This window comes from Fulvivirga imtechensis AK7 (assembly GCF_000331535.1).
Classification (GTDB): Bacteria; Bacteroidota; Bacteroidia; order Cytophagales; family Cyclobacteriaceae; genus Fulvivirga; species Fulvivirga imtechensis.
This window is the reverse complement of record NZ_AMZN01000113.1, coordinates 1-19,138: the sequence shown is the minus strand read 5'-3', so window position 1 is coordinate 19,138 and position 19,138 is coordinate 1. Positions and strand designations below refer to the sequence as shown.

Annotated in this window: 6 protein-coding genes; all 6 read left to right on the top strand. The window is 39.7% G+C overall.

The window, feature by feature from the left end; translation table 11 throughout:
* Positions 1-809 (top strand): condensation domain-containing protein (locus C900_RS25405; protein ID WP_040497558.1); only part of this gene is annotated, 809 nt, incomplete at its 5' end.
* 135 nt (positions 810-944) lie between these two features.
* The gene (locus C900_RS25400) at positions 945-3,038 is read left to right on the top strand and encodes a phenylalanine 4-monooxygenase (protein WP_009583271.1); all 2,094 of its coding nucleotides are present in this window, start codon (positions 945-947) and stop codon (positions 3,036-3,038) included.
* Between the two features lie 37 nt (positions 3,039-3,075).
* Positions 3,076-4,188 (top strand): VOC family protein, encoded by a 1,113-nt coding sequence (locus C900_RS25395; RefSeq protein WP_009583270.1) that lies wholly within the window; start codon positions 3,076-3,078, stop codon positions 4,186-4,188.
* Between the two features lie 41 nt (positions 4,189-4,229).
* Complete coding sequence (locus C900_RS25390) at positions 4,230-5,651, top strand: FAD-binding oxidoreductase (RefSeq protein WP_009583269.1); 1,422 nt, start codon at positions 4,230-4,232, stop codon at positions 5,649-5,651.
* Between the two features lies 1 nt (position 5,652).
* Positions 5,653-15,939 (top strand): non-ribosomal peptide synthetase, encoded by a 10,287-nt coding sequence (locus tag C900_RS25385; protein ID WP_009583268.1) that lies wholly within the window; start codon positions 5,653-5,655, stop codon positions 15,937-15,939.
* Between the two features lie 95 nt (positions 15,940-16,034).
* A partial coding sequence (locus C900_RS25380; RefSeq protein WP_040497556.1) for a non-ribosomal peptide synthetase occupies positions 16,035-19,138 on the top strand: 3,104 nt, incomplete at its 3' end.

Sequence of the window (19,138 nt, the reverse complement as noted above, 5' to 3'; positions counted from 1 at the left end):
ACAGGAAATACTGGACTGACAAGTTTAAAGATGAAATACCGGTATCTAAGCTACCCTATGATTATGTGCAAAAAGATGTAGGCAACTACAAGGCAGGGAATTATACTTTCCATTTAGGGGTCGAACAGGTTAGGTTGTTGAGTAAAAAAAGCCGTAGGTCAAATACATCCATGTTTGTAATGCTATTGGCAGCCATGAAAACTCTTCTTTACAGGTATACCGGCCAACTGAATAGTGCTGTCGGAATACCCGTATCAGGTAGGGAATTTGGAAATCTTAACCATCAGATAGGTTTTTATGTAAATGTACTACCGATAGTTACCAACTTGGATGAAGAAGACAACCTCAGCGCTATCATAAATAAGGTTAAAAATTCTGTCTACGCTGCGCTTGAACATCAGGTTTATCCATTCGATTATATAGTCAAGGACTTGGGATTGGCGGGTAAAGCCGGAGTGAATCCTTTATTCAACATCATGATTACATATGACGATGATGTGGAAAAAATTAATTCGTTGCCTGACGTGCAAATCGAATCAAGACAGATTGGAGAACAGCTGACTGAATTTGCGCTTGATATTAAATTCACTAAAGAAGATGAAAACATATCTTGCTCATTTAACTATAATGCAGGTTTGTTTAAACCTGAGACTCTGACAAGGATAGCAAAACACTTCAGAAAGGTTGTCAAGTCTATCATTGATGATGATAAGATATCGCTCATTGATCTTGAAATCGAATCGCAAAGCAAGAGGGAGAATAAAGAAAAAGGGTCCTTTTCGGAAGATGAAATTCTGTTCAACTTTTAAGTAGAAAAACCTCCATATGTCCATTGATTATCCATCAGCGGACTAATAATCTCATACTTATAAAAAGAAACACCAGTATAACACAAAACTGCATTTGTGTTAATAATATTTTGTTCATCAAAACCAACTTTAATCATGATCACAACTCAAAACTATGACGCCTATACCAGCGAAGACCATAAAACATGGTCAGCTCTTAATGAGAGGCTTTTAAAGAAGAACTTCGCCAAAACTTCGAAAGAATATCAGCGTGGGTTTGATCTCCTAGACCTGAACTCCGATAAAGTGATAAAAATAGAACAAATCAGTAAAAGGTTGGAAGAGATCTCGGGCTGGACTTTAATTCCCGTAACAGGCCTGATCCCTACCCGTGATTTCTTTTATATGCTGATCAATAAGAAATATCCGATCAATATATATCTGAGAAAGCCTCACGAACTTGATTTCAGTGAGGATCCGGATATATTTCATGATATTCTCGGTCATGTGCCTTTACTTACAAATGAGCCATTCTGCCGTTTCCTGACCGAATTCAGTATCATAGCCTTAAAATATGCTGACAATGAGAAAGCCGTAGAGTTTTTGGGAAGGTTGTACTGGTATACCTTTGAAATGGGGTTGATTAGAGAAAATGGCGAATTATTGCCTTATGGAGGAGCCATCATTACCTCAACTGGGGAAATTGAAAATGTGAGTGACAACAAAATTTCTAAATATGAATTTGATATTAACCATATATTCAATACACCTTACGACAACTACCATCTGCAGAAGGAATATTTCATAATCAATTCGTTTGATGATCTTTTTAAATCTCTTGAGGGGCTAGAGGCCTGCTTGAGAGCGAATCTTGAAATTCCTTTGGACCCAACCGTTCTTTTGGATACGCCTCTGGCCATGCAGATCAACACCAATCTTACCAATGGGTTTAACAACGTTATAGGATTCTTAAACGACATTCAGTATAAATTTCCAGAAGCTATTTCCTTTGCTGCGGGACAGCCTGATGAAAAGTTTTTTGATGTTAAAGACCATATAGGAAAGTTTGATACTTATATCGACTATCTGGAGGCACAAAGCAGCCGCAGTAGGGAAGAGATTATTGGTCATGTCGGACAGTATAATAAAACTAAAGGTATTGTCAATGATATTATCGTGGAGTACTTGAAGAAAGATGAAAACATCCATGTCAAACCACATGATTTGCTCTTCACGTTGGGAGCCCAGGAAGCATTTGCAGTTATTGTTTCCACACTTACAGATCGTGACAAGGATGTGATATTATTGGAAGATCCTAGCTACATCGGGGTAAGTAGCTTCGGGAAAGTTTTCGATTACAAAATGGAGGGTGTTAGAACTAACGATGAAGGCATAGATATTGATGAACTGGAGAAAAAGATCATTGATGTTAAGAGTAGGGGATTGAATACAAAACTGCTCTATGTAATTCCTGACTATCAGAATCCAAAGGGGTCCACAATGCCATTGGAAAAAAGATTGGAGCTATTGGAAATAGCAGAAAAACATAATATTCTCATTATTGAAGATAGCGTATACAACAGCTTTACGTATGCTCAGAAGAAGCTGCCGACACTTAAGTCACTGGATAAACGTAAACGGGTAATATATGTGGGGTCGTTCTCCAAATCATTGTTTCCTGGACTACGAGCGGGTTTGATCGTAGCAGATCAGTACATTGAATTACCTTCCGGTGAAGTTATTACACTTAGTGACGAGCTTGCTAAGGTGAAGGCACTTTTTACTAATAATACGCCTACCATCACACAAGCTATCCTGGGTGGCATTCTACTGAATTATAATTATTCCCTAAGCAATTACAATAAAAAGAAATTTGAGAACTATAAGATCAAGCGGGATAACATCATCGCTTGCCTAGGCAAATATATTGGCACCAATGTGGATGATTGGGCAGTTGGCATTTCATGGAATGAGCCGAATGGAGGGTTTTTTATAAAGATGGAAGTACCGTTTGAGGTAACAGATAAAGATGTTGCACACTGTGCTGAAAAGTTCGGGGTGATCTTTTGCCCGATGTACTATTTCTACCTAAAAGGTGATGTGCGAAATGAAATAAGGCTTACTTTCTCCAACCTCACTTTCGATCAGATTGATTCAGGTATTCAAAAACTCGCTGCCTTTTTGAAGGAAAGACTAGCAGGTTTAGCTTCAGATGCGAAACAGCGAGTAGAAAAGGCAGAACTAGTTTAATCCAAAAGAATTATTTACCAACAAAAATCTGAAAAATATGAGCATTATAAAAAACCATATAATAGATCATGTTGAGATCTATACTCCATTAGCCAGGCCTTATGTGTATTGGCATGTAAAAGCTTTGGGATTCAATGTGGAAGCCTTTGCAGGAAACGAAACAGGTGTGAAGGGTGTAGCGTCTTATGTACTTACAAAAAACAATATTCGGTTAGTTATTACATCGGCATTTCCACCAATAGAGAGTGCTCGGGCTCTTGAAGTCCAAACATTTACAAATAACCATTCTGTTGCTGTTAGGCGGATTGCATTAAAGGTATCTTCGGTTGAAGAGGCATTTCATGCTGCCGTTGAAGGTGGAGCCATGCCGGAGAGATTCCCTGTCAGTCTCTCAGATGAAAATGGTATAGTGGAAGAGGCTTCTATTCGGCTATATGATCACAGTGAAATTGTTTTTATCAACAGAGAAAAGTATAATGGAACCTTTAAGCCAGGCTATGAAAGGAAGAATCTACTTCAGGCAGATTTTGAAAGCAACTTCACAAACATCGATCATATTGCTAGTGAGCTTCGGGTAAATGAGATCAACTTCTGGACCGAATATCTCCACAAGTCCATCGGTACTGATCTGGTTCAAAGCATAGGCAGGGGTGGCGACAATGAGACAGGAATGGTACTAAATATAAACCAATCACCAGATAAAAATTTAACACTTGTAATGGCTGAACCGGAAGGAATAGCGAGTGAATCTAAAATCCAGAAGAATATTGACACCTATGGTGCTGGAATTCATCATTTGGCCTTCGCAACCGACGATCTGCCGGGTACGGTCAAATTATTACGTAAGCAAGGGGTGGATTTTGTCCAATTCCCCAAAACCTACTATGAAATATTACGAGAGAAGAGTGAGTTTGCTGATTTTGATATTGAGGAGCTGGAAAAGGAGGGTATATTGATAGACAAGGAAGGTAGTTCTTATCTGCTCCAAAAATTCATCAAACCTTCCGGAGACAGGCCTTTTTTCTTCTATGAGATAGTTCAGCGTGTAAATGGCTATAATGGTTTTGCACTTAAGAATATCAACGTCTTGAAAAAAGCGGAAGAACGTCAAATCATGCGAAGCAGATTGGCTGAAACTGAAGCCGGATGATCCAACCCTGTTGAAAAAAGCTAATAAACATTAAAACCAAGGTGCTAATTCTAAATGAAGCGCGTCCTGAGATGAACTATATCCATGCACTACAAAAAATCGTAGGCGAAAACTATGTAATTACCGATTCTGAGGAAAAATATATATATGAACAGGATAATACAGGTAATCTCCGTTTTCCTTGCGATTGCGTGGTAAAACCTGCCAGCTCTCAGGAAATTTCGGCCATCCTGCAAATGTGCAGTGAGTATGCTTTGCAAGTTACAGTACGTGGTGGTGGCACCGGAGTAACAGGAGGAGCTTTACCTCTATATGGAGGAATAGTTCTGTCCCTTGAGAGGTTTAACAGAATTCTTGAAATTGACACTACCAACAGCTGGGCACTTGTAGAATCGGGAGTTGTTACTCAAAAACTTTCAGATGCTGCAAAGGATAGGGGATTATACTACCCCATAGTGCCAGGAAGCGGGGGAAGCTGTTTGATAGGAGGAAATATTTCCACTGGGGCGGGCAGTCATAGATCTGCAAGATACGGTACTATAAGAGATTATGTGATTAATCTTGAAGTGGTATTGCCAACCGGAGAGATAATGTGGACAGGCGCTAATACCACAAAAAACTCATCAGGATTTAACCTGACACAATTGTTTGTTGGTAGCGAAGGAACACTTGGCGTGATCACCAGGGCACTACTAAAACTTGTGCCTTTTCCATCGCATGAGATAGTTTTGCTGTCCGCTTTTGATTCCACAAAAAAGGCCGTTTCCGCCATTGAGGATATTGCAATGGCCGGAATAAGTCCATCTTCTGTAGAATTGATTTGTGAGGATGCGCTGTGGCACACCGCGGAATACCTTAAATATGATTTTCCCTTGCTGGATCTGAAGACCAAAGCTCACCTTCTGGTGGAACTAGATGGATATGAACATCATGAGCTTATGTCTCGAGCGGAAAAATCTACCACAATAATTGAGCAGCATACAGATCAGGAAATACTAGTAGGAGACACTGCTGAATCAAAGAAAAAGCTTTGGCAACTTAGGGAGTGCATTGGTGAGGCTATGACGCAGAATGGTCTTCAATATCGTGATGTGGATATATGTGTCCCCAGATCACAGCTGCTCAATTACCTCGAGGGAGTACAAAATATTTGTAGGCAGCACGATTTGCGCACCGCCTCATTTGGTCATGCATGGGATGGCAATCTCCATACTATGATCCTTCTTTCGGATGAGGAATCCATCTTTCCCAATGAAAAAGTTGACAAAGCGCTGGAGGAAATACATCATTTTGGCGGAGAATTGGGAGGAGTAATTTCAGGAGAGCACGGAATAGGCTTCCTTCAACGCGATCTTTTCAGGATGCTCTCATCAGAAAGAAAAATGGAATTGGTGAGAGGTATTAAAAAATTATTTGATCCCGCAGGTATTATTAATAAAGATAAAATTTTTACAACGATATAACATGGCACAAAATAGCTTGGATGAAAAAATATTATCAACTGCAAGAAAATCAATTGAAAGTCGTGAGTATTGGAAAAATAAATTAAGCAACTATTCCAATGAGGAGAATATAAGGCTGTTTGCAGCTTCGGGACGCAGAGTAGAATGTAACCATCTGCTTCCTATTAATATTTCAGATAGGATAGTTCAATTGTGTAATAATAATGATGAAGCCATTTATATTCTGTTGCTCTCTGCACTTGCAATTCTCGAGAGCAAATATTCTGGTGTCGATGACATAATCATTGGCATGCCTCCTTTTCAGAAAAATGGCGAAATAGTAACGACAGGGGGTATACTACCCTTGCGATGTATTGTTGACGAAGATGTGACATGTAAGGAGCTTATATTATCTGTTCAAAAAACAGTTTTTGGAGCCCAACAACATCAACACTATAAGTTAAATGATTCTGAAAGTCAGGTTGATTGTGATATTAATAGCATCTTCTATTCCGGATCACTTCATAGTTTGGGTTACCAGAAAGATTACACAGCTCCCTTGATTATGGCAATAGGCCGGTCTCAGGGACAAATAATGCTTGAGGCAGAGGGATATGAAGATGGATTTACACTATCCTTGTTTATTCGGCATTTCATCAATTTAATTCAGCAAATTGTTCATGACCCTGCTGCTAAAATTTCCAGTCTCGACCTATTAACCAGAGAAGAAATTAAAGTGCTTGTTGATCATGGTCAAGGGCAAAAGCTTGAATCTCCATTTGAATCTGTTATAGACCGCATACGAAAACATGCTGTTCATCGGCCTGATGAAACGGCAGTTGTTTATAATGATGTTACCTTATCCTTTGCTCAATTACATAATTATTCTGATAAGATCGCTTCATATTTAATTTCAGAGCACAATATAAAAAGAGGCGATTTTGTAATTTTTGATGGGCAACGTACAGAAAAACTGGTGCCATGCTTGCTAGGGATTTTAAAAGCGGGTGCTGTATACGTGCCTTTGGACGGGTCAGGCCTGACATCCCGAAATAAGTATATTATAAAAGACATATCGCCATGTCTTGTAGTAACAACGGAAGAAATAAAGGAGTTGTCGCTGCCTGTTATAAACGTGGAAGCCAGCTGGGAGGAGATAATTTCAAATCCAGTCAGAGAGTTGCACGGAGGCACGGGTCCTGATGATCTGGCATATGTCATCTATACATCCGGTTCTACCGGAAACCCGAAGGGTACTATGGTTACTCATAGAAACCTTTTCCATTTTATCTCCAACGTAGAGAATACCTACAATTGGGATACTTCATCAGTGATGCCTTTTATAGCTTCTCCCGCATTTGATATTTCCATGTTTCAGATTTTTGGCCCTCTCGTGTCCGGAGGAAGTATTCTGGTATTGGACAAGAAGGATATTATTGATATCGAGCGATTGCTGGATCATCTGAAAATGGTCAATATGCTGGATACAGTTCCTGCCTTGTATAAGGAGATTGCCGATGAAATAATTGAGAATAAATTAGTAGCACACTATGAGCATATTAAGACAATTTTCATAGGAGGAGATACTATTTCCGATCATCTTTTACAGCAACTTTCTGTGGCTTTTGACAAGGCTGAAATAGTAGTGACCTATGGCCCTACGGAAGCTACAGTTTTCTGTACCAGTATAACTTATTCAGCCAGGGATGTAAGAAGAAATAAACCAAGTGGAACAATTCTAGGCAGGCCGCTTTATAACAATCACATTTATATTTCCAACAGACGAAACAACCTTGTACCAGTAGGGGTTGAGGGTGAGGTCTGTATTGGGGGTCCTGGAGTGGCCAAAGGTTATTTCAATAAAGAGGATTTGTCGTCCGAAAAGTTTTTGAACGACCCTTATAATTATTCACAAATGCTCTATCGGACAGGTGATATGGGACGACTCCTACCTGATGGAACTCTCGAGTTTCTTGGGAGGAGAGATAATCAAATAAAGATCAGAGGACACCGTATTGAAATAGGAGAAATCGAAAATAAGTTGCTTGACATCGAGGGAATAAAAGATGTGGCAGTAGTTTCCGGTGATCAGCAAAATAAAGAAAAAGTATTGATCGCTTTTTACACCGGACGGAGGAAAGATGAGGCCATTTTAAAAGATTTCTTAACAGACCTACTGCCTGCCTATATGATACCTTCGTCCATACTTTGGAGGGAAAAAATTCCCTTGAATTCCAATGGAAAAATAGACAGAAAAGCTCTCGTTAGTGTATGGTCCCGCTCCAAAGATCAGGAGAGATCTTTTGTTCCTCCCTCTAATACTACTGAAAAAAAGCTGATAGAAATATGGAACGATATTTTGGAGATAAACCAAATTGGCATAGAGGACAACTTTTTTGAACTGGGAGGACATTCATTGCTTGCTGCCAAACTGGCGGTTAAACTACACAAGGAAACTGGGGTGAAGGTTCCCTTGAGTGAAATTTTTAGTAGACCTACAATTAAGAGCATTGCAGACTTTATTCAGAAATCGGAACAACCAGGTTTTGATAGCATAGTTAAAATTGAGCTTCAGGAGTACTATGAAGTTTCTCACGCCCAGCAGAGGCTTTGGGTACTTGACCAACTGGAAGATCAACAAGTCGCTTATAATATAACCTCAACTTACCTACTCAAAGGTGAATTTAAAACTGACCTTCTTCAGCAGGCTTTTGATCAACTGCTAGACAGACATGAAATCCTTCGAACAACATTTGTGATAATAAAAGGACAGCTCAGGCAAAAAGTACATCCTGCTGGAAGTTTCAGAATAAAGGCAGACATAGAGCCCATGGTGATTAAAGATGATGCCATTGAAGATATTGTTCAACAGGAGCTCAACGAGCCTTTCAACTTGAATCAATCAGAGCCTCTTTTAAGAGTACGGATTTATAAGCTTGAAGAGAATGCACATTTACTGATTTTCACTGTTCACCACATCGTGGCTGATGGTTGGTCTATGCAAGTACTGACCAGTGAAGTTCTGGAATGGTATAATATTTTTTATCATGGCAGAACTCAAGATTTAGCCCCACTGAATATCCAATATAAAGATTATGCTCACTGGCAGAATAGACTATTAGGAAGTAAAGTATTGGAGGAATCCAGAAAATTCTGGTTGAACCAATTTGCTGATGAATTACCTGTTTTACATCTGCCGACAGATTATTCCAGGCCAAAAATAAAAACATATCACGGGGCATGTGCTTCAATGATTATGGATAGGGAATTGACTCAGAAGGTTAATGAAGCTGCAGTGAGCCGACAAGCCACTTTGTTTATGTTTTTTCTTACGGCAATTAAAGTACTTTTCTATAGATATACTGGCCAAACGGATATCATTATAGGCTATCCTGTTTCAGGCAGGGATCATATTGATCTGGCAAATCAAATTGGATGTTATGTCAACACCCAGGCGTTACGTACGAAGTTTTCAGAAAATGATACTTTCCTTATGCTGCTTGAAAGAATAAAGGAGACACTACAGCATTCTTATGATCATCAGAGCTATCCATTCGATAGATTAATAGATGAGCTCGACCTTGACCGTGATCTGAGCCGCTCCCCCCTGTTTGATATTATGGTTTCGCTGCAAAATCTCCAGTCTACCTCCCTAAGGCAACATGAGATGGAGCATGTTTCTATCAAACCATATCAACAAAATTCTGTTTCCAGTATGTTTGATCTGGCAATTGATATTGTTCCGACTGATGGAATATTGAAGGTTGAAGCAATTTATAATACTGATCTGTTTCGGCATGAGCGCATAGAGCAAATGCTCAGTCATTTGAAACTCTTAATAAACAATATTGTCGAAGACGAAACTCAACCCATTAGTTTGATAGACTATGTGGATGAAAAAGAAAAGGAGTATTTATTGTCATGCGCGAAAGGATCAGTTTTGGAAATCGCCGAAACGAAGATATTGCCACTGATCTTTGAAATACGAGCGTCTGAATATCCTGATAACATTGCAGTTGCTTATGACAAAGATACCTTTACTTACGCTCAGCTATATAATAAGGTATTACATCATGCAAACTACCTTACGGAAAATTGCGGTTGCAAAAAGGGTGATTTCGTGGCTATGTTGCTCCCGGTTTCACCAGAGGCTATTGCGTGGATAATGGCGATTTTAAGAGTGGGAGGGGTCTATGTTCCTATTGACGTGGAATACCCTCCGGAAAGGATAGATTACATTCTCAGAGATGCAAAACCAAAAATAATCATTGCCGACAACAGGTGGAACAACCTACTGATGCCGGATGATAGTAATCTTATAGTTATAAATGACTATCAGGAAATCAAGTCAGAAGCTAGCACAGATGATTTTTCTGTTGGGCTCAATGATTTGGCATATGTTCTATACACTTCCGGTTCTACTGGAGCACCAAAGGGAGTTCAGATTGACCACGGAGCACTGTTGCGGTATACCTTTGGATTCAACAAGTACTTTAATTTAGGTGAAGGTGATTGTATGATTCAGCAGTCATCACTTTCGTTTGACACTTCCCTTGAGGAAATATTCCCTATATTAATTGCAGGTGGTAGACTCGTAATCGTACCAGAGGGAGGACGCAACGTTGAGGGTTTGGTTGACACAATCATCAATAATAAAGTAACCCTTCTGAGTACCACACCGCTCGTCATAAACGAATTGAATAGAATTCCTGAATCACTGTCAAAATCGCACCTGAGGTGTTTGATTTCAGGAGGTGACGAATTAAAAGCATCACATATTGATCATCTGGTGGGACAGGTGCCTGTTTTCAATAGCTATGGTCCAACAGAATCTACTATTTGCGCAACTTATTGCGAAGTGCAATCTCCTGATGGAGTAATTAGTATCGGAAAGCCCTTCTTCGATCGAACAATCTACATTTTGGATGATTACCAGCAGATTGTACCGCAGGGTGTATCGGGTGAGATCTGTATTGGCGGAGGAGGGTTAGCCAGAGGGTATCTGAATAGTGAAACACTATCACAACAAAAATTTATTAGTAATCCTTTCGGAAAAGGGAAGCTTTACAGGTCAGGCGATCTCGGTCGATGGAACAGCAACGGAATGATCGAGTTTCTTGGTCGGAAGGATGACCAGGTCAAGATTCGAGGGTATAGGATTGAATTGGTAGAAATTGAAAATGCAATAAAGGGATTTGGTGGAATCAACAATGCTGTGGTTGCAGCGAAGGAAAACGCAGAGGCAGTTAAATATCTTGTTGCATACTATTGCTCCGAGACAAAAATCGACAAGAAAGAGCTGAGACTGTTTTTGCTTGAAAGTTTGCCGAGTTACATGGTTCCTTCCTTTTTTATCGAATTGGATCAAATCCCTGTAAACGCAAATGGAAAGATTGACCGGAAAAAATTGCCGGTACCGACAGAACAGCATAGCGAGGTACAGGCACATGTAAAACCACACGGGGTTGTCCAGGAAACCCTTGCAGATATTTGGATAAAGGAACTGGGGGTTTCATCACCGGGCATCGATGACAACTTTTTTGAATCCGGGGGGCACTCTATCAAGGCAATCCGCATGTTGGCAGAGATTTATCAGCGGCTGAATGTGACACTAACCCTGAGGGATGTTTTTCTGACTCCTACTATTAGAGAGCTTGGCGAAAAAATACGACAGCTATCAGAAGATGGGCCAAAGCAGGTTCAAAAATCTTCGGATAGGCAGTATTATGATCTTTCGAATGCACAAAAAGGTTTGTGGATACACACTCAAATAGAGAAAGATCTTCCTATATACAATATGTCTGATGCTTATATTATTGAAGGTAGGCTTAATGTCACGGCATTTGAAGGGGCGTTTGAAGCCATGATCCAGCGTCATGAAAGCTTGAGGACTGTTTTTATCGTTGAAGAAGGAGAACCAAAACAAAAAATAATCGATGCCGCTGATTTAGCATTTAAAATAGATCATGTTGACCTGAAAAGGCACCCTGAAAGGGACAGCAAAGCGCGAGAATTGGTGGAGGAAGAACTGGAGTTCAGATTTGATCTGGAATTGGGGCCGCTGTTGAAAGCTACCCTAATTCAACTGGAAGAAAATAAAAGCGTTTTTGTTTTGACCATTCATCACATTATTTCGGATGAATGGTCGATGCTGTTACTGACTCAGGAAGTGATCAGGCTGTATGCTGCCTTTGATCAGAAAGATAAAAATCCACTCGAACCTCTTCCTACGCAGTTTAGAGACTTTGTTGCGCTTCAAAATTGGGAGCTATCTGGTAAAAGGCTGGATTTGCATCGAAATTATTGGTTGACTGAACTGAGTGGGGAGTTACCGGTTCTCGAGCTTCCCTATGACAGGCCTAGACCTGTAGTTAAAACCTACAATGGTGGTGCTATCTCTTTGAAGTTGAACGACCAGGTTGTATCTCGTCTCAGGAATGTTTGCCAAATAAATGAGGCTAGCTTGTTTATGGGACTATTTACAGGAGTAGAGCTTTTATTAAATAAGTACACCGGGGATGAAGACATTATTGTCGGATATCCTGTATCCGGTAGGGACTATGCGGGTCTTGAAAATCAGATAGGACTTTTTGTGAATACACTTGCCTTGAGATTGCATTTTGATCCTAATGATTCATTTGATGATTTACTCACGATAGTAAAAAAGAAAGTGATTAACTCCTTCGAACATCAACTGTATCCATTTGATACACTTTTGGATGAGTTGGGCATAAAGAGGGATCTGAGTCGTACTCCATTGTTTGATGCAATGGTGATTTATCAGAATGTCAAAGATGATATTTTAAACGATGACGGCTTAAAAGGGATAAAAATCAGGGATTACAAGACTCGGTATAACATAGCCAGGTACGATCTTTCGTTCTATTTTACGGAATCAGTTGATGGGGTTCATTTATCAATAAATTACAATACAGACCTTTTTGAAGAAACTACAATAAACCGAATGCTAAAACATTACGACAGTCTTTTAGCAAATGCCGTACGACACTGTAAGGCTCCTATTAAAAGCCTCTCTTATCTTGATAATGATGAAAGGGATAGGATCATCCATGAGTTTAACAATACATCACAGCCCTATCCTGGCGATTCGGTGCACAAACTTTTTGAAGATCAAGTTGTAAAGACACCTGATTTACCTGCTGTGGTAACCGATTCTGTAACCCTAACCTACAGTGAACTTAATCAGAAAACCAACAGGTTGGCGCATTATCTAAGGGATAAACATCATATCAGACCGAATGATTTTGTTGCAATCCTTTTGGAGCGCTCGGAACACGTAATCATCTGCATATTGGCAATATTAAAAGCAGGGGCTGCTTATGTACCCATAGACCCACGATATCCTAAAGAACGTAAGAAACAGGTGTTTGATGATGCCCGTCCCAAAGTTTTACTTACTCAGTCAGATTTTATGCTGGATTGTGCAGATTATTATACCGGTGAGTTGTTCGTTGTTGATCTTCAAATGGATGATCTTCCTGAGGAATACAATAATCTTAAAGAGCAGAATTGTAATTCAGATCTGGCTTATGTAATGTATACATCAGGTTCCACAGGAGAGCCTAAAGGTGTGATGGTTGAACACAAAAGCATAGCACGACTTGTGTTTAACACAAATTATTTCTCTTTCTATAAATTTGATAAGCTATTATTGACAGGCGCTCTTTCTTTTGATGCTACGACTTTTGAAATATGGAGCATGTTATTACATGGAGGAGAGCTTCATATTATCCCTGAAAATAGATTATTGAATATTTCCGATTTTAAGCATACGCTCAACAAAAATGCTATTACTACACTTTGGCTTACTTCCTCATGGTTCAATCAAATTGTGGATACGGATAAAAGAACGTTTGACAGGTTGAGATATCTCATAATTGGAGGGGATAAATTATCTCCAAGCCATGTTCTCGCTATTAAGGAAAGTTGTCCTGAATTAACATTAGTCAATGGCTACGGGCCAACGGAGAATACTACATTTTCAGCCTGCTTTGTTATTGATAAAGTTGAATACAACAATCCTGTACCAATTGGTAAACCAATATCAAACTCAACAGTTTACATACTTGATTCGCACTTAAACCTCGTCCCAATTGGTGTAAAAGGGGGAATTTATGTGGGTGGAGAGGGTGTTGCCAGAGGCTATCTTAACAAAGCGGAGCTTACCGCTGAAAAGTTCATTGAAAACCCCTTTAAAAAGGGAGAACGATTATACAACACAGGAGATCTGGGGAAATGGGATAAGAACGGAAACGTTATATTCCTTGGAAGAAGGGACAATCAGGTGAAGATCCGGGGTTTTCGAATTGAAACCGGAGAGATTCAGAATGTCATCGAAAAAAATAAAAATGTAAAACAGGCACTTGTCCTCGCCCGAGAGGACGCTGAAACAAGAGAAAAGTATCTCGTAGCATGGTATACTGCTCATAACAATTTTGATGCGGAAGAACTTAGGTTATATGCAAGCCAGTTTCTGCCAGATTACATGGTACCATCAGTTTTTGTTAAACTGGATGCATTTCCTTTAACAGTTAATGGAAAAATCAACATCAGAGAGCTTCCGGAACCCAACGTCTCTGCTGGTGCAAGCAGGGCTCACTACGAGCCACCTCAAAGTGAGACGGAGAAGAAACTTGCCTCCATCTGGGAGAACGTTTTGGGACAGTCAAATGTAGGCTTGAATGATGACTTTTTTGCTTTGGGAGGACACTCTCTCAGGGCAATGCAGATAATTTCAAGAATATCCGAAAAACTGAACGCTAAGGTCGATCTTAATGATGTCTTCACTAAAACAACAGTAAAAGCTCTGGCTGAATTTATTGATAGTTCTAAATCAAATGGCTTGTTCATTCCTAAAGCCCCGGAAAGTGATAATTATGAGTTGTCTTTTGGACAAAAAAGACTATGGGCTGCTGCTCAACTGGATAAAACTCAGAATGCCTACAACATTAGTTCTGAATGGTATATCACTGGAGGACTAAATAGACACGCCTTTGAACGTGCCTTTAATGATTTGATTGATCGGCATGAAAGCTTAAGGACCATATTTATACCTGTGGACGGTGAGCCCAGACAAAAAATACAAGACCGGGCAGCCATGGGTTTTAAGATTGAAATGCATGATCTGACTGAGCATTTGTCACCAGAAGCTGAAGCTCTCTCGCTCAGCCAGGCTCAAAGTCAAAAGCCATTTGACCTTGAAACCGGCCCTCTATTGAAAGTCTCTCTCTTTTTAATTGAGAGAGAGAGGTATCTCTTTTCATTTGTCATCCACCACATCATTGTGGATGGGTGGTCGCTTCAGGTACTAATGCGCGATCTTGTAGTGCTCTATAAAACACATAATGGTATACAGCCTGATGAGCTGCCTCTGTTAACTTTTCACTATAAGGATTATGTGTTCTGGCAAAATAATCTTATCAGCGCTACAAGCGATGAAAGTCCTGGAAATTATTGGAGAAACAAGCTAAAAGGAGCTCAGGATTTAAGATTGCCATCAGACTTTCCTGAGGGTAGGGATAATTACAAGAAGATTGAAAGTCAGGATCTTTACTTTTTAATTAATCCTGCGGTGACCAAAAAAATAAGAGCATTCAGCAATAGCTACGATTCAGGGATTTTCCCATTTTTAACAGCTGGCCTAAAAGTGTTGCTCCACCACTTTAGTCAACAAGATGATATAATACTGGGATCCCCGGGGGCGGGACGAAAGGTATCGGGTACTGAGGACCAGGTTGGGTTTTATCTTAATATGCATTTACTAAGAGATCAACTGGATACTTCGCAATCATTTAGAGACTTCTTTAGGCAAGTGAGGACCACTATAATTGAAGCCATTGATTATGGAGCCTATCCTTTCGAACTGGTTGCTCAGGAGCTTGCATCATCAACTATATCTATCGAAGCAATTGTAGATTTCCATCGCTTTGATATTGATCTTGGTAATAATGCCGAAAACACACTAGAAGGTCTGGGGTTTGTACCTGTTGCACAGGAAAGAAGCAAAAAGGATCAGCAGGGAAAATATAACATATCTTTCTTGTTTCAGGAACTGGAAGATGAAGTATCATTATTAATTGAATTTAATACAAAGAAATTTAGGCAATCAACAGTTGAAGACTGGGCAGAGGCCTTAATGATGATCTTAGAAAAAGCCAGTTCAGATTATGAAGTCTCAATTGAAGACTTAAACAAGGTTCTCCTAAACCTTAGAGAAAGTAAGAAAAAAATGAAAAAGCAGAATCGCAAGCAGGCAAAACTGGATAAGCTTCTGCAGTCAGATCTATAGAATTTAAAGTCTTTGTACCAGAGTACAAAAAGGTATTCTCAGTCACATCAGATTGATCGGTCTTTGATTTTCTGAAAAATTTTAAACTACACAACGTGGAAGTAAAGAATCATATCGAGGTAAGTACCTCACCTCAATTGAAAAGGCTGTTGAGCCTTCAGCAAAATTATTCTGTATTTTTCAACCAGATAGTTGCAAAGATAAACGGGCCTTTGAATAAAGATACTTTCATAAAAAGCCTGAATATGGTTATTGACAAGTATCCAATTTTAAAAATGCGCTATGCTGATGGGGAGCTAAGGCTTGATAATAACTCAGGGCCCAACATAACCTGCCACATTCATGGATGGGAACAAGCTGGAGATGCTTGGGCAGACCTTATAGGGAAACAATTGGATGATAATAGAAATGATATAATTAATTTGGAGGAGTTATCTTCTGAGATCCAGTTACTTCAGATATCAGAAACCTCGGCCCTCATAGCGTTGTCTTTGCCATGGTATATAGCAGATAGCTATTCCCTTACTATTATTCTTGAAGATATTATTACGCAAAGTCTTAACGGCCGCGAAGATGCGTCAAATAAGATTACGCATTTTTATCAATATGCAGACTGGCAAAATTCGCTTCTCGAGGAGGCCGATGATGAGGCTCTTCAGTTCTGGGAACATTACAATTTTAATTCTTACAAAACCCTTAAATTACCCTTTGAAAAAAGCGATTCCAAGAGTACAAATGCCATCTACAAATACATTGTCGATGATTGGGTTAATTCCGGGGTGGCCAATCTCACTGAAAAATTTGCTATTCCTCCTGCCGTACTTCTACAATCCTGCCTGGGAATTTTGTTGTATAAACATTCAGGTACAGAAGATATTGTGTTAGGAAGTGTGAGCGATTGTCGTGACCTTGAACAACTTAAATCGGTTATTGGTCCCTTGACCAAAGTATTGCCATTGGCCATGAAAATTAATCCCGAGCAGCAATTTTCCGACCTAATTTATCACACTGCTGAAAGTTATGATGATATTCTGACCTGGCAGGATCATTTTATATTGCCTTATGAGAATGATATAGAAATAATTCCTTTTGGGTTTGAATACCACAGTTTTTACGAACAGCACTACAATGGTAGTATCAGCACTAATATCGTTCAACTTTGCAGCTATTCAGACATATTTAAGACCAGAATGGTTTGCCTACAGACAGATCAGGGTTTGGAGTTGAACTTCTATCATGATCCAAAACACCTGAGCTTGCATTCAGTACAACTTCTATGTACACAATTTGAAGCCCTGCTAAAAAGCGTAATATTAAACCCTAACGTGCTCGTTAAAAATCTTAGTGTTATAAGTAGCTTGGATCTGGACCTGATCCATAACCACTTCAATCGCCCTGTTCAGAGTACCATTGAAGAACAATCTTTTATTGATTTATTTGAATCGCAGGTAAGAAAAACACCAAATTTTGTAGCTGTAAAATTCGGTGGTAACGTAATTTCATATGCAGATCTTAACCAGAGGAGCAATCAACTGGCGCATTACATGATTGCAGAATATGACATCAATAAAGGTGATGTTGTAGGAGTTATGCTTGATCATTCGGAGAATGCGATCATCGCTGCTCTGGCGATCTTGAAATGTGGGGCGATCTTTTTGCCAATAGACGCTGGCTACCCACAGGAACGGATTAAATATTTGCTTTCTGATGCTTCTGCTAAGTTACTGCTAACAGATTCAGATTGGCTGCTACCTGTTACAGAGATTTACTCCGGTCAATTATTTGCAATGGATATTCAACTTGCGGAATTAGATGAAGAAAGAGAAAATCCTGCAGTTACCAGAGGGAATGATGATCCGGCTTATATCATTTATACTTCGGGTTCCACCGGTAAACCAAAAGGAGTGGTAGTCGCCAATGAAAGTTTTGTTAATTATATCATATACGCCAATCGCTATTATTTCAATAATCAGACGGGGTATCCTTTTGCGCTCTTTACGTCACTTTCCTTTGATTTAACAGTCACTAGCATATTTTCTACACTCTTACGAGGCGATACTGTCTGCTGTATTCCGGTTAGGGATATAGCAACTACATTAATCGACATCTTTGATAATGAATCGGAGGTGAGGGCAGTTAAAATGACCCCTTCACACGTCAGTGTTCTTAAAGGTGTAGGAGTTAAAGCCACGCGAGTGGAAAAGGTAATACTAGGAGGAGAGGCGGTGCTCTGCGATCATGTTTCTTTTTTAAAGTCACTCAACGAAAAGCTCCAAATATATAATGAATATGGACCTACTGAGGCAACGGTGGGCTGTACGGTAAAAGAAATCAAAGAAATCGATGAACATCTAACTATTGGAAAACCTATTGATAATGCCACGATTTACGTTGTTGATGAGATGTTGAAATGTCAACCTATTGGTGTGATGGGTGAGTTATGTATAGGAGGTAAGGTTTTGGCAAAAGGATATTTGGGGAGGGAAGATTTGACACATGAGAAATTTGTAGCTAACCCTTTTGATACCGAAAGCAACCAGTTATTGTATCGAACGGGAGATCTCGCAAGGTGGACTGCCGATGGAGAACTAGAGTATCTGGGGAGACAGGATGATCAGGTTAAGCTTAACGGATTTAGGGTCGAAATAGGTGAAATTGAAAATGTACTGATGTCAATTAAGGGAATTGATCAGGCGGTTGTCATACTCAATGAAAAACATGAGCAACCTATTCTGGAAGCATATTATTCTGGTAACGAAAGCCCCTCAACAAGCGAAATTAGAAGCAATCTTGAGAGAAAACTGCCGGGCTACATGATTCCTGCGCATTTCGTTCACATGAGTCGATGGCCGCTCACTGTCAACGGAAAAGTGGACAGAAAGAGCCTTAGCGCCTATGGGCCAGTAACTGATCTTTCATCAACAGATATTAAATCAGGAAATGAATATGAAAAAAGGATAATTGCCGCTTGGCAAAAAATATTAGGAAAGGTCCCGGATAGTCTGGATGAAAACTTCTTTAAAACAGGCGGACATTCTCTGAATGGCATTCAATTAGTTTCCCAACTTTATAAGGATTATGGATTTCAAATAGAGCTGCGGGACCTGTTTGATCATCCGACAGTGCGTGGTCTTGCTGGGGTAATATCCGGAGGGGAAAAGAGTGACTACCAGGAGATACAGCCGGTTCCGGAGCAGGA